At 53.6% G+C, this 13,401-nt stretch carries 11 protein-coding genes and 1 other RNA gene; 10 read left to right on the forward strand and 2 right to left on the reverse strand.

Annotated features, from left to right (window positions below; all coding sequences use genetic code 11):
- Positions 1 to 47: 47 nt before the first annotated feature.
- Positions 48 to 1,523, reverse strand: a complete 1,476-nt coding sequence (locus ACUIAF_RS03615) for a DASS family sodium-coupled anion symporter (RefSeq protein WP_445339044.1) — start codon at positions 1,521 to 1,523, stop codon at positions 48 to 50.
- 302 nt (positions 1,524 to 1,825) lie between these two features.
- Here ACUIAF_RS03615 and ACUIAF_RS03620 point away from each other — a divergent pair, with 302 nt between their 5' ends.
- The 5 genes from ACUIAF_RS03620 to ACUIAF_RS03640 all read left to right on the forward strand — a co-directional run bounded on the left by ACUIAF_RS03620 (position 1,826) and on the right by ACUIAF_RS03640 (position 6,308).
- The gene (locus ACUIAF_RS03620) at positions 1,826 to 3,448 is read left to right on the forward strand and encodes an NAD-dependent malic enzyme (protein WP_445339045.1); all 1,623 of its coding nucleotides are present in this window, start codon (positions 1,826 to 1,828) and stop codon (positions 3,446 to 3,448) included.
- Between the two features lie 242 nt (positions 3,449 to 3,690).
- Positions 3,691 to 4,635 carry a LysR family transcriptional regulator gene (locus tag ACUIAF_RS03625; protein WP_445339046.1) on the forward strand — a complete coding sequence of 315 codons (945 nt, stop codon included), beginning with the start codon at positions 3,691 to 3,693 and terminating at the stop codon, positions 4,633 to 4,635.
- Between the two features lie 113 nt (positions 4,636 to 4,748).
- Positions 4,749 to 5,147, forward strand: a transfer-messenger RNA (tmRNA) gene (gene ssrA, locus ACUIAF_RS03630).
- Between the two features lie 643 nt (positions 5,148 to 5,790).
- The gene (locus ACUIAF_RS03635) at positions 5,791 to 6,030 is read left to right on the forward strand and encodes a hypothetical protein (RefSeq protein ID WP_445339047.1); all 240 of its coding nucleotides are present in this window, start codon (positions 5,791 to 5,793) and stop codon (positions 6,028 to 6,030) included.
- Between the two features lie 62 nt (positions 6,031 to 6,092).
- Complete coding sequence (locus ACUIAF_RS03640) at positions 6,093 to 6,308, forward strand: hypothetical protein (RefSeq protein WP_220000432.1); 216 nt, start codon at positions 6,093 to 6,095, stop codon at positions 6,306 to 6,308.
- A gap of 599 nt (positions 6,309 to 6,907) precedes the next feature.
- Here ACUIAF_RS03640 and ACUIAF_RS03645 read toward each other — a convergent pair.
- The gene (locus ACUIAF_RS03645) at positions 6,908 to 7,873 is read right to left on the reverse strand and encodes a sugar-binding transcriptional regulator (protein ID WP_445339048.1); all 966 of its coding nucleotides are present in this window, start codon (positions 7,871 to 7,873) and stop codon (positions 6,908 to 6,910) included.
- 126 nt (positions 7,874 to 7,999) lie between these two features.
- Here ACUIAF_RS03645 and ACUIAF_RS03650 point away from each other — a divergent pair, with 126 nt between their 5' ends.
- The 5 genes from ACUIAF_RS03650 (at position 8,000) to ACUIAF_RS03670 (ending at position 13,238) form a co-directional block, all read left to right on the forward strand.
- Positions 8,000 to 9,367: an MFS transporter gene (locus tag ACUIAF_RS03650; RefSeq protein ID WP_445339049.1), complete on the forward strand. Its 1,368-nt coding sequence runs from the start codon at positions 8,000 to 8,002 to the stop codon at positions 9,365 to 9,367.
- 49 nt (positions 9,368 to 9,416) lie between these two features.
- Positions 9,417 to 10,814: a four-carbon acid sugar kinase family protein gene (locus ACUIAF_RS03655; protein WP_445339050.1), complete on the forward strand. Its 1,398-nt coding sequence runs from the start codon at positions 9,417 to 9,419 to the stop codon at positions 10,812 to 10,814.
- Between the two features lies 1 nt (position 10,815).
- Positions 10,816 to 11,868, forward strand: a complete 1,053-nt coding sequence (gene pdxA / locus ACUIAF_RS03660) for a 4-hydroxythreonine-4-phosphate dehydrogenase PdxA (RefSeq protein ID WP_445339051.1) — start codon at positions 10,816 to 10,818, stop codon at positions 11,866 to 11,868.
- 2 nt (positions 11,869 to 11,870) lie between these two features.
- On the forward strand, positions 11,871 to 12,320 hold the full coding sequence (locus tag ACUIAF_RS03665) for an RpiB/LacA/LacB family sugar-phosphate isomerase (RefSeq protein WP_110416976.1): 450 nt from the start codon (positions 11,871 to 11,873) through the stop codon (positions 12,318 to 12,320).
- A 177-nt stretch (positions 12,321 to 12,497) separates the two neighbouring features.
- On the forward strand, positions 12,498 to 13,238 hold the full coding sequence (locus ACUIAF_RS03670) for a triose-phosphate isomerase family protein (RefSeq protein WP_445339052.1): 741 nt from the start codon (positions 12,498 to 12,500) through the stop codon (positions 13,236 to 13,238).
- Positions 13,239 to 13,401: the final 163 nt, after the last annotated feature.

Raw genomic sequence — 13,401 nt, forward strand, 5'->3', positions numbered from 1 at the left:
GACCAAACTTATATCTGCACCAGTCTTATATCTACGGAATCCGGAATTTACCAGATACCGATGAGGCGCCACCAGCCCAGACCCACGGTCAGGAAGATGGCCACAGTCACCAGTCCGCAAATCAGGCCGATCCGCAGGAACTCAGAGGTCTTGACGTATCCGGCACCGTAAATCAAAGCCGCCGGTCCGGAGGCGTAATGGGTCATGGCTCCGATCAGACCGCTGGCGCATCCCAGCATCAGCGCTGCAGGCATCGCAGGGACCCCGGCAGCCACTGCCACGCTGACGAAGAGCGTGTATATGGCCGCGACCTGAGCCAGCTCAGAAGCGAACATGTAGTGGATGAAGAAGTAGAAGACCGTCAGAATGACCAGGACCAGCACCCAGGGCATGCCCTTGACCAGTCCGGCGATGATCTCCCCTGCCCAGGTGGTGACGCCCAAGGTGTTCAGGGGTTCCGCCATGCCTACCAGGACACCGAAGAATATCAGTGTGGACCAGGCCGACTTGTTGGCCACCATGTCCTGCCAGGTGATGATCTTGGTGCACAGCAGCACAGCCACACCCAGGAAGGCAACAGTGGTGGAATTGATATGGATCACCGAGCCTGTCGCCCAGAGGACCAGCATGACCAGGAAGGTCACGGCCATGATCCACTCGTGCATGCTCAGAGGGCCAAGTCCCTTGAGTTCATCCTTGGCGTCCTCCTGAGCCTGGGGCACGTTCCTCAGGGTGGGCGGGAAAATGCGGTAAATCAAGGCGGGAATGAGAATCAGGCAGATCAGGCCGGGCACGATGCCCGCCAGGGCCCAGGTCCCCCACCCGATGTCCACGTGGAACTTCTGGGCCAGCTGTCCCACGACCGGGCCGGCAGCCATGGCGGTCAGGAACATGGCCGATGTGATGGCGTTGACATTGTTGGCCGTGATTGCCAGGTAAGCGCCGATGCGTCGCCGGGACTCATCAGTGTCCGGCTTTGAACCCTGCACGTCGCTGATGGAGGTGATGATCGGGAAAAGGATTCCGCCCAGACGAGCCGTGTTTGACGGGGTGGCCGGAGCCAGGACCAGGTCGGCGGCCGAGAGCCCGTAGGCTATGCCCAGACTGGACTTGCCCAATCTGGACAGAAAGACCAGGGCGATCCTGCGGCCCAGTCCGGTGGAGACGAATCCCTGGGCAATGAAGAAGGCCGCCACAATCAGCCAAATCGAGGCACTGCCCAGTCCGTTGAAAGCCGCCTTCTTGGGATCCAGGGCCCCGGTCAGCATCCCCACGGTCATGCCGATGATGGCCACTGCTGATGTGGGCAGAGGCTGCAGAATCAGCCCTAGAATGGTGCCCACGAAGACTCCCAGCATGTGCATGCCCTGGGGAGTCAACCCCTTGGGAGGCGGTATGAGGAAGATGACCAGCCCTACCGCCACACAGATCAGAGACTTGACCAGTTGGCCCGTATTGAAAGGCTGTTTGGCCCCTGTCTGGGGGTCTCCCCTGCCCTCACCCGTTCGTACTGTTTCACCCATCATTGCTCCTTCGCTCATGATCCGGCGTATAACTGCCCGGAAACCGCCGACCTCTTCGTCGGCATGCTCATGTGGACTTATGCTATGCGGCAGGCGGTAGGGGCGACAAATAAGCGCTGCCTATATGAGGGGGCACCATAACTGCCGGCTGTCTATGACCTCCCAGACCCGCCAAGGACCGGCAATAGGCCTTTAACTGCATATAGACGATGCTTATTTGCCGGGCCGCCAAGGGCTTTCCTAGGCTGATTGCAGAGGTCCGGCAACGCGGCCGGCCCCGATCGTGAAGGACAAGTGAGACCATGACAGGATTCGATACCATCAACGATTCCTATGCCAACCGGGGACTGGGATTCGACTATGAGCAGCGGCGCGAGCTAAAGCTGGACGGGCTGCTGCCTGCTGCCGTGCAGGATGAGGAACAACGCGAGCGCATCGTTTACCGCCGCTTCCTGGCCCAGCCCACCGATCTGGACAAACGACTCTATCTGATGAGCATCTGCCGCACCGACCGTCGGCTCTTCTACAGGAGCATGGACAAGCACCTGACCGAGTACATGCCCATTGTCTACGCACCCACCGTGGCACAATCCATCCAACGCTACGACGAGTTCTATTCGGGCAGCGACGTGGCCTACATCTCGATCGATCACCCCGAAGGAATCGGTGACGCCCTGGACCAATACGCCGGCGACCGACCCATCGACCTGGTGGTCTGCACCGACGCGGAAGGCATTCTCGGCATCGGTGACTGGGGCGCACAGGGTGCTGAGATTCTGACCGGAAAGCTGGCGGTCTACACTGCCGCCGCCAACATCGATCCCTCGCGCGTTCTGCCGGTAATGGTGGATGTCGGCACCAACCGCCAGGCCCTTCTGGACAATCCCGACTACGTGGGCAACCACTTCGCCAGGGTCAGAGGCCAGCGCTACGACGACTTCATCGATGACTTCGTCCAGCAGGTCCTGCAGCGCTACCCGCAGGCGCTGATCCACTGGGAGGACTTCGGCAGGCCTGAGGCGGCGCCCGTCCTCAAGCGCTACCAGGACCGAATCCTGACCCTGAACGACGACATCCAGGGCACCGGCGTGACCGTCCTGGCCGCTCTGATCGCCGCCAGAAAAATTGCCGGAGCCGACCCCAAGGACACCAGGATCATGGTCTTCGGCGCAGGGACCGCCGGTGTGGGCATCGCCGACCAGATCGTGGACGACCTGATCATCCGCCAGGGCATGGATTCAGAGACTGCACGCAGCAGGGTTCTGCTCTTCGATCGTCAGGGTCTGATCGAGCAGGGTCAGGATGATCTGACCGAGGGCCAGACCCGTTATGCACGCAAGCCGGATGAGTTCGCCTCAGTCACCGACAAGACCTCGCTGGCACAGGTCGTCGACGCCTTCCAACCCACGGTGCTCATCGGCACCTCAACCAGGGCCGGGGCCTTCGACCAGGATGTTGTTGAGGCCATGGCCAAGCATGTGGAGCGGCCGCTGATCTGCCCTATTTCCAACCCCACGGAACTGGCCGAGGCCAAGGCTGCCGACGTGATCGCCTGGACCCACGGCCGCGGCTTCGTCATCACCGGCACCCCCTCAAAGCCTGTTGACTACCAGGGGGTCACCTATTCCATCGGACAGGGCAACAACGCACTCATGTATCCCGGCATCTGCTTCGGGGCAATCGTCGCCAAGGCACGGCTGGTCACCAAGGGGATGCTCTTGGCCGCAGCCTACGCCATCTCCGACATGATTGACGTGGACAAGCCCGGAACCGCTGTGTTGCCGCCGGTGGCCGACCTCAAGGAGATCTCACGCCGGGTGGCCACTGCTGTGGCTGCACAGGCGGTCCAGGAAGGCCTGAACCGGGAGCCGATTGAGGATGTGGACGTCGCCGTGGCCAATGCCCAGTGGCACTACGATGCCTGAGCGAAACCAGCTCCCTCGCATATTGCGAGATTGAGATTGGGGTCCGGTCGACACGATTGATAACCGATGATCGTGGCGACCGGACCCTCATCATGAGTCAAGCCAGGTCAGTATTCTCAAGGGTCGATCTTCTTAAATTCAGCCGATAATGATATTGTAGTGGTAAGAAGTCTTTCGCCAAAGTTGACGGATAAACAATAAGGATAAGCAATAATCTGAGCACCAATCAAGGGAAGCGGCTCATGACCTATATGGATAATGTCCGCGACCTCGAGCTGCTTACCATGCTGGCCCGGTACGGCAGTTTCACCGACGTCGCGTTGGAGGCGGGCATCTCCCAACCTGCCGTCTCGCAGGCCATCAGAAGGTTGGAAAAGCATCTGGGAACCAGGCTGGTCCAAAGGCAGCGCTTCGGCGCAGGTGACGGCACGCAGCTCACCCAATCCGGAAGAACAGTGGTGGACCACGTCGGCCAGGCCTTGGACCTGATTAACTCCCTGCCCGAAGCCTTGGCTGCGAGGACCGGGATTCGACGGCGCACCATCGGACTGCCACCCATCATCTCATCGCTGCTGAGCTCCGGGCAGGGGCGGCAAGGGCAGTGCGGACCAGGCAAGAACACGACCGTAGAAACCATAGGGTCCCAAAAGCTGCTGAGCCAGATAGAGGCCCACCGTGTGGACTATGGGGCGGTGGCCAGCGTGGACGAGTCGCTGAGCGTGGATGGCGTGGAGACGACCAAGCTGGCCTCCTTCCCCTTCGGCATGGTCTGCACCCAGTCCATGGTCGAACGATTAGGCACGGCAGGAATGACCAGCCTGCACCCCGAGGATCTGTCCATGCTTCCCGGGGACGTCCCCTTCGCTACCCTCAACCGCGATTTCGTCCATGCCCAGGCAGCGGAACGACTGATTCACCTGTCTGAGCCAGTCAGCCATCTGATTGAGGTCTCCGACGTGGAAACACTGAAAATGGTGACCACATCCGGCCTGGTCTGCAGCCTGATCACCTCGGCCGGCGTACACCCTGGCGATGGCCTGCATTTCATTCCCTTTGCCGGAGATGACATGCCTCGTTTCAACATCTTCCTCTTCAACGACACCAAGCGGGAGGCCTTCCACGAGGATGTGGAGGAGGTGCACGCCTTCAGCGACTATGCCACCAGTCGACTGGGCTCTGTGGCTTGACCAGGATTCAAGTCAATGCCCAGGGAGAAGCGGGAATATCCGCAGCGTCCATCTGTTGTATACTGACGAGGCCGGTCCGTAATGGCACCGGCAGAGCTTGATAATTCAAGATTGGGGCTGATCGGTTTCGACGGTGACCTGTTCGTCGCAGGGAAGCGTGCCGAGAACGCGGGGGTCCGCTCGTTAATGTCCTCCCGCAAACAACAAGTGCTAAATCTAACCGCACTGAGTTCGCTCTCGCTGCCTGAGCTTCGCGCCAGGATTAACCAGTGAGCAGCTGCTCCGTTCACTCCCCTTCGCCTTCGGGGGGATGCTGAGCGTCATTAAGAAGACTTGCCTGAACTGCCGCGCCACAGGGCGGTTCGGGGACTTTTTCTGCGGCTATGCCCGCCACCGGTTGTCTGCGACACAGGTGGGGGCAGACAGATAGCCACAAAGGCCAGCAGACTACGCACGTAGAAGACTGAGGGTGCGGTCACCGGACCGGGGTTCAATTCCCCGCAGCTCCACAAGACAAGGGCCGGCCGAGGCAACTCGGCTGGCTTTTTGCATACCGTTTTTTGTTCCAGGATCCATCTTTCAGCATCATGTGGGGCGTCACATCCATTCGGTTGGCTTTTGGATTACGGGCACTCATGACCCGCATGAGACTTACCCAGTCCAATAGGAACTAGGCTTTCAAATCCGTGGGAGTTTGTTGAAGCGGCAATCCGTTCTAGAGGTAACTGCATTACTGGGGCCCGGAATTCAAATAAAGAACATAGCACAAAAATGAGCAAAACCCATTCATGACAACTTTCTACATAGTGCAAAACAGTTATGGCCATTGTCTAAAAAGGTTCCCTAGGTCAGAATCTGCAATTACTTTAATTCGATTCAGGAGCTCATCGTGGTCTTAGATAAAGAAGACGTGTCTTCGCTGCCAATAACTGTGATATGTCAGAGACACCAATCTGATTGTTTTTTTATAAGCCTACTCAAAGAGGACGCTATAAGATCACTATGAGGTAATTTGTGATCAATCTTCTTATATACGCAACCGCTGAGACTCTCTTCGATGAGTTTGATTGTTTATGATGGATTAAGTTTAGTCATAATTATATAAGAATGCAGCGATTGCAAAATATAGATTGGCAACCTTACAGCTTTCAAGTAATGAGAGGCATAGCTGTGGCAAGTCTGGAGCCCAAGAAGTTCATGGGAGACGATGGAACAATAATTCGACTTTATGATGACCTTATAGCTTGCGGAGACGAACAACATAAGCTCGACGGTATCCACGCGAGTGTTGAGGATGGCTCAGCATTGGAATCACGGGTAACGTTAACCAGAATGCTTGCAGTCGGTCTCTTAGCATTTGTTTTCAAAAGAAAAGCGGAGGAGAGAAATATCTAACTGTTGAAGGCCCAGACTTCGCGTGGGTAGCCCGGGCCAACCGTAACCACATATCTAACTCGATGAGATTTGCGACCGCCATTAATGATTCTGCGCAAAAAGCTGCTGCAGCTAAGCAAAAAAGGCCAACATCCAACTTTCACAAATCAGAATCGATGCCGCAGCGACACATATCCAAGGGTGACCTATACAACAAGACGGCATTGAATGAGGATTTCGAGGCTGGACGAATCTCGCTTGCAGGATTCTTAGCAAAAAAGAAAGAACTCGGATTCTGATTGAACGGAGACATTGACAAACAGCTATTAGCTAAGGTGCGGTGAGTCTAGCCTGCTCAAAAATACTGATTTTATAAATACGAAAAGCGATTCAACCTACGGTGTGTTATCTGTGCAAAACCCGATCTTGCTCACAAGTGACTGTTCAGGCATTCAGCCAAATGACCCAATCAGACAACCAGTGACAAAAGAAAAAAGAAGTTAGCTACTTGAAGGAGACTCTTTTGACACAAATACAAATAAGAAACCACTATTTATGGTGACTATAACGCATCCCCTGCTCCACGAGCCATCCGCAACGACAACTTTACATACAAGCTTTGAAGGTAGTATGTACGAAATTCAACATTAGCACGCACATTATTACCTATTCATAGGCCCTTCTCTGGATTATCAATGATCTTCTTTATACGAAAATTACATGCCAAAAAGCGAGCCACTCAGACTTAAATTTCTTCCATGGCCTGGTTAAATCCGTTTATTTCTGGGAATTCTGGATAGACAGGTGCCCAATGCTGATGACTGAGTGCAATGCATTTACAAGTACTATAAGCAGTGGTTATGTAACATATGATTGTATATTCATCATCCCATATATTTTATAACTTAAGCAGTGCCACCGCTGTCTGACGGTCGACCACCAGGTGCGTCACAAACCCGGACCTGAGAGCGACATGCAGAGCTTGAGCTTTACTGGGGCTGGCTACAAGAAACAACCGTGATGCAACACTCATCAGTTCAGTGCGATTCAATCCTGTCGACCTGCTGTTCAGGTCAATGTCGCTGGTACTGCCATCAGCACGGTAAAACGTAGAGGCGAGGTTGCCGATCACCTTTTGTTCATGTAGAGCCTTTATGTCTTTGCTACTCAACAGTCCCGGCGTAAACAGCGGGCTTGGTTCGGAGCCGTTCGGTGTGCCGACAGAAGTGATCAGCAAATTCATCTGTTTTCGTAATTCAAGTATCTTGCGTATGCTCGACTCTTGATACATCAGATTCTTGGTATTTTCAGAGTCGAAAATCGCAGGGAGCGGAAGAAACCGCACTGTCGCGTCAAAGTTCTTATGAAACCGCGAAAGGATCTGCGTGGCATAGTTCTCTCCGAAGGTTTGCGAGTTACCGAACCCGTGTAGCTGAAGGATTCGCATGCCCGGCAAATGGCGCTGTTGCAATTGCAACGACATGGCCTCTATGGTGCGGCCCCATGCAACTCCGATTGTGGTGTTGGAATGAATAAGGGTATTGAGCCAGACAGCAGCGGATTTTCCTACAGCCATTCTTTTCAATGTGTTGTCTGCATTGTCGCTGGTATCGGCAACGACTACTCGAACATGGTATTTCTGGATAAGCCGGTTTTCGAGCTCAAGCGCAGAATTCTTCGTCCTGTGCACGATGAATTCGACAACATGCTCTTTTCTGGCCCTTGCTATGAGTCTGGAAACCGTTGAGCGTGAAATACCCATCTCGCGTGCCACCCGCTCGATCTTCATCCCTTGGATCCAATACAACTCCGCTACGTCGGCAAGATAGTCACGGGATTTCTCATTATCAGTCGAATCCGTCATTTGTATCATCTTCGCTACATTGTTTTGACCTCTTTTCTCAAAAGTACAGTTTTTAGTTTCAAATCACAAGAACAATTGATATAAATTTTCATGTTTCAACCGAACTCATATTGCAAGGAAGCAAATATGGCAACCACACAGAAAGCGTCCCAACAGCACCGCAGCGGTTATCGCTGGGTAGTCCTTTCGACAATCTTCGTAGGCTACGTTATTTGCATGGCAGATCGCTCTAATATTGGTGCCATTCTGCCGATGATAAGAAGCGAATTCCAGATTTCAAACTTTGAAGCAGGTGCAGTATCCAACCTCTTCTTCCTGGGATATGCTGTTTCTCAGATTCCTGCCGGCTTGGTTATGGGCAAATTCGGCACCAGAAAAATCGTCTCCGTGGCGATTTTAGGGTTTTCAATCGTCACCTTCCTCATGGGCCATGCAGGCGGAGCATTGGCGCTGCTGATCCTGCGTCTGTTCCTTGGACTGCTTGAAGGCCCCACACCGGTCGGTATGACATCAACGATCAATTCATGGTTCCCATTGAAAGAAAAAGGCATCGCCACAGGTGTCTACATCGGTTCCACCATGGTGGCCCCGATTCTTGTTCCAATAGTTTCCGTGTTCCTGGCTCAGGCATTTGGCTGGAGATCCGTGTTCATCTGGTTCTCGGTACCGGGATTCATCATGGCCGTGGTATTTTATCTGATTGTCCGTTCTCATCCGAGGGAAAGCAAGCACGTCAACAAGGCGGAGCTCGAGTATATCGAAGGCGACAAGACCGGGGGGAAGGCCACAGCAGTCGATTTCGGCAATATGGGCTGGATTGACAAGGTCATAAGACTGCGCCAAGGCCATCGTCTCCGTCGTAACGGCGAAGTGCTCAAATCCTGGAATATCTGGGGTGTTACGCTTGCCTACTTTTGCATGAACAACGTGCTCTATGGGATGATTACCTGGATTCCCGACTATCTGAAAAGCGCACGAGGCTATGGAACCATTTCCATGGGCTGGATGTCCTCCACTCCGTATATCGGAGGTCTAATCGGCGCTGTTCTTGGCGGCTTTGTCTCAGATCGCATTTTCCGCGGACGCAGGAAGCCTGCGATGCTGATTACGGCACTGATGACTGCGGTGATGATGGCGATTCTGCTGATCACTCCCAATAACTCTGGACTCTTGGCAACCGTGCTGATCCTTGCCGGTTTCTTCCTCAACATAGGCTGGTCTGGCTTTACGTCATTTGCAATGAATATGACAACTGATTCAACCTATCCGTTCGCCATTTCCATCATCAACAGCGGAGGCAATCTCGGCGGCTTCTTTGCACCTCTGATCGTAGGCGCGCTGCTTGATTCCACACAAAATTACACCGTGGCATTCAGCTATTTCGTACTGATATTGGTAATCGCATTCTTCATTTTGCTCACACTTACCGAGTTCAAACCTGGAGTTGAGTCACGAAACGACAAGGCTGTCGAAGTGGAGGCAACTGCCGAATGAGTACTTTTCATCCCATCCGCAGAACTTTGAAAGCAGCAAAGGAGCAATAATGACCGAACTTGGCATTGTAGCTGACGACGTCACTGGTGGCACCACTGTGGGAGCGTTGCTGGCACGCGAAGGAATAGAACCGACCTTGTGCTACGACGCACGGACCATGGCCGATATCGTGGGTCCCGACGAAAACGTGATTATCACCAGCACCGACTCCCGTGCCATGAAGCCGGAAGCGGCCTATAAAGCCGTGCGTGAAGCCACACAGAGTTTACTCTCGCTCGGTGCCACACAGTTTTCCAAGCGCATCGATACCACCATGCGCGGCAGTATCGGTTCCGAGGTGGAAGGAATGCTTTCGGCCCTGGATGACGACTATGTCGCTTTGGTGGTGCCGGCGATGCCCCAGTCGAAAAAAGTCATGATCGGGGGGTATTTGCTCATTGACTCGATTCCCTTGGCAATGACCGACGTCGCACATGATGTGCGCACGCCTGTAGTGCTTTCTGATGTGCGCGATCTTGTGCAGTCCCAGATGCAGCAGGAGGTGGCTTATGTCCCGGTTGACGATGTAGTGCTCGGCGCCCATACCATAGCAGCCCAGCTGCTGCTGCAACGGTCGAGAGGATGCAGGGTCTTTGTGATTGATGCCGCTACATTGGAGGAGATTCAGTGGATCGCAGATGCCGTCGTCGATTTGGGATGGAAAGTGGTTGCCGTAGATCCGGGCCCGTTCACTCTGGCATTGGCCCGTAGGCACAGATCCATTTGCCCTAGTTCTCGTCCTGATCGATCAATACGTACCGAAGCCAGCGAATTCGACAACGGCATCGTGCTCACCTGCGCCGGCAGCGCCACGAAGACCACTCGTATGCAGATGATGCGCTTGTCTGCTGAGCCAGGCACAGCGGTTCTTTCAGTCGATCCCATGAAGCTGATTTCAAATCAGCCGTTGGTATCCAGCAAGGAGATGCAGCGGGTCGAAGAACAAGCCAAACGGATATTTTCACCAGGCTCCACCTTGCCGAGGGTTCTGCTTCTTGCTGTTGACAACGCCTTGGAAGACAAGTTGCCTGCCAAACCTGACGAATTGACGAAAATCAGCGGACTTCCAGCCGAAGAAGCCTCGAATCTGATAACGGAGAAATTCAGTGAGGTTGCCCGCACGGTGGCCAATATAGTTAGCCCTGAACGTTGCGCCGGCTTCTATCTGACAGGAGGCGACACCACGGTACGTTTCTGCAAGGCTATCGACGCCCAGGGCCTGCACATGGTCGATTACCTCATTCCTCAAGTGGATCAATCAATTATTGTCGGCGGACCCTTCTCGGGTACGCCAGTGATATGCAAAGGAGGCTTGACCGGCGTAGAAGAGACCTCCCTTCAGGTCGTCAACCGTCTTTTCGATGAGCAACATGTCCAAGTAAACCAATCAGAGAAAGCGACTGTTTGAAATGAGCGAAGAATTGCACAAGCCTGTTATGGCCGTCACCCTTGGCGATCCAGCCGGAATCGGACCCGAAACCGTGGTGCAGACCATGAGGTCCGCGATGATTTACGACATATGCAAACCGTTCGTCATCGGCCATCGTGACAGCTTTGAACAGGCCATGAAAGTATGCAATGTAGATGCTCTGAAAATCCATATGATCAGCGATCCCGGCGAAGCATATTACCGCTATGGCACAGTCGATCTGCTACAGACGGATGCGGCCAATGATGCGCAAATCGAATACGGGTACCCTCAGCGTGATGCTGCAATTCGCGCCTACTCATACATCACCAAGTCCATTGAACTGGGAATGGAGGGCAAGATCGACGCCGTTTCCACTGCAGCAATCAATAAGGCTGCACTGAAAATGGCAGATGTGCCTTACATTGGACATACCGAGATTTATCAGGAGCTCACGCATTCGCCTTATGCCTTAACCATGTTCAACGTTCATAAGCTGCGTGTTTTTTTCGTCAGCCGACATGTTTCGTTACGCAAGGCTTGTGATCTGGCGAACCATGATCGCATACTCGAATTTCTCAAGAACATCGACACCGAATTCAAGAAACTCGGCTTCAAACACCCGACCATCGGCGTCGCGGCTTTGAATCCCCACGTGGGCGAAGGTGGCATGTTCGGCACAGAAGAAATCACCGATATTCGCCCAGCTGTCGAGGATGCACAAAAGCTTGGAATCTGTGCCGAAGGTCCCCTTTCGGCCGATGCCATTTTCGCCCTGAATCTGGACGGTCACAATGACTGCATTCTCTCGATGTACCACGATCAGGGCCACATTGGCTGCAAAACGTTGGACTTCGAGCATGCGGTGACGATTACGCTGGGCCTGCCCTTTATGCGTAGTTCAGTCGATCACGGCACTGCCTTCGATATTGCCGGGAAAGGGACAGCTCAGGGGCGCAGCATGATTGAGGCGACACGGGTCGCTGCAGTGTACGCCAAGATGGGCATGGACTTCAAACGCTCGCAGGAACAGAATGCAGGAGAAGAGGAGTAGACATGAAGCTGGCTTTCGGCTGTGATCCCAATGCCACTGACCTCAAGCAGGCCTTGATAAAAGAAGCTGAGCGGCTCGGTCATGAAGTTGTCGATTTCCCCTCTGGAGATCCTATTTATGCCAACACCGCCATAGCGGTGGCGAAATCAGTGGCGGCCGGTGAAGAGGACCGCGGCATTCTGCTGTGCGGAACCGGCATAGGTGTGTCCATCGCCGCGAACAAGGTTCCCGGCGCTTATTGTGCATGCGTGACGGATGTTTATCAGGCTCAACGAGCAGTACTCAGCAATAATGCGAATCTCATTGCAATGGGAGCGCAAGTGGTGGGAGTGGAGTCGGCCAAAATATTCATGGACGAGTATCTTAGCCATACGTTTGACCCCAATTCACGCAGCGCTCCTAAGGTCGACCGAATTAACGAATACGAACGCGGGACTCTCGGAACCTGCTAAGATGCGCGGGTCCAAGTGGATAGATGCGTTCAGGCGCGCGGTAGGAGCTCAAAAAGTCTCTGCGCGCCTGTGCGATAAGACGTTTCAGGAATAGTGACGCTGCTTCTGCCAGGGGGCTAATCCTGCAAGTAGATTGACAGTTGATACTAATAATTCGATCATGCGGAAGTGGAAGTCATGGCAATCGTTGCCTTAAGCACCAAGATGTATTTCCCCCGAAAGAGGACGCTTGACTATTGTCGGCGTCTGGTTCAATTACTGAAGCCCATCCATGACGCCGATTCTGTCGTTATGGCCATGCTTCCTGATTTTCTCACCATTGCTTCAGTGGCATCATTGCTGAAACCGGCAGGGGTGCGGATCGGAGCCCAGGATGTCTGCGCCGACGACAGAGGAGCATACACCGGAGAAGTATCCGGCTCAGATTTGGCAGCTCTGGGTGCTTCGATCGTAGAAATCGGTCACATTGAACGTCGCAGATATTATCACGAGGACAGTGCCCTTATATCAAGCAAGGTAGCCGCCGCTTGGCGCAACGGTCTGACACCATTGTTGTGTGTGGGCGAACCGGAACACATGGATGCAGGAAAAGCATCTCAAGTATGCATCGAGGAGATCAATAATGCTATAGCTGGTCATAGGCCAGGACCGCTATGGGTGGCATATGAACCGATATGGGCAATAGGAGCCCAGCATCCTGCTTCAAAAGAGCATGTGCGCAAGGTATGTACTGCTATTTCTGAACATTTCCGGCAGTACGCCGATAAAATCTCCATCATTTATGGAGGCTCGGCAGGACCAGGGCTTCTGACTGAATTATGGCCAGCCGTCGACGGGTTGTTCTTAGGCCGATTCGCACACGAACCCGAAGCTTTCATTTCGGTTGTGCAAGAGGCCCGTATACTGGAGGCTTCCTGATTCGACCGCACCTGCGAACAATTGGTTATTCGAGCTCGCAAAAGCACTGATCAATTAACCTAATGACTCAGACAAAAGTGTGAAGAGTGTAAGTCTACTCTCCAAAGAGGTCTATATACCCCTGTTTTGACTCTTTATTGATAAGTCTATTGCTTGATCAATT

The sequence above is a fragment of the Bifidobacterium sp. ESL0822 genome, from assembly GCF_052606675.1.

Excerpts from the sequence above, each read along its gene's own strand:
- ACUIAF_RS03640 (WP_220000432.1), top strand. The coding sequence starts at position 6,093 with ATGAGATTTGCGACCGCCATTAATGATTCTGCGCAAAAAGCTGCTGCA.
- ACUIAF_RS03615 (WP_445339044.1), bottom strand. The coding sequence starts at position 1,523 with ATGGGTGAAACAGTACGAACGGGTGAGGGCAGGGGAGACCCCCAGACA.
- ACUIAF_RS03620 (WP_445339045.1), top strand. The coding sequence starts at position 1,826 with ATGACAGGATTCGATACCATCAACGATTCCTATGCCAACCGGGGACTG.
- ACUIAF_RS03670 (WP_445339052.1), top strand. The coding sequence starts at position 12,498 with ATGGCAATCGTTGCCTTAAGCACCAAGATGTATTTCCCCCGAAAGAGG.
- ACUIAF_RS03655 (WP_445339050.1), top strand. The coding sequence starts at position 9,417 with ATGACCGAACTTGGCATTGTAGCTGACGACGTCACTGGTGGCACCACT.
- ACUIAF_RS03625 (WP_445339046.1), top strand. The coding sequence starts at position 3,691 with ATGACCTATATGGATAATGTCCGCGACCTCGAGCTGCTTACCATGCTG.
- ACUIAF_RS03635 (WP_445339047.1), top strand. The coding sequence starts at position 5,791 with ATGAGAGGCATAGCTGTGGCAAGTCTGGAGCCCAAGAAGTTCATGGGA.
- pdxA (WP_445339051.1), top strand. The coding sequence starts at position 10,816 with ATGAGCGAAGAATTGCACAAGCCTGTTATGGCCGTCACCCTTGGCGAT.
- ACUIAF_RS03650 (WP_445339049.1), top strand. The coding sequence starts at position 8,000 with ATGGCAACCACACAGAAAGCGTCCCAACAGCACCGCAGCGGTTATCGC.
- ACUIAF_RS03645 (WP_445339048.1), bottom strand. The coding sequence starts at position 7,873 with ATGACGGATTCGACTGATAATGAGAAATCCCGTGACTATCTTGCCGAC.
- ACUIAF_RS03665 (WP_110416976.1), top strand. The coding sequence starts at position 11,871 with ATGAAGCTGGCTTTCGGCTGTGATCCCAATGCCACTGACCTCAAGCAG.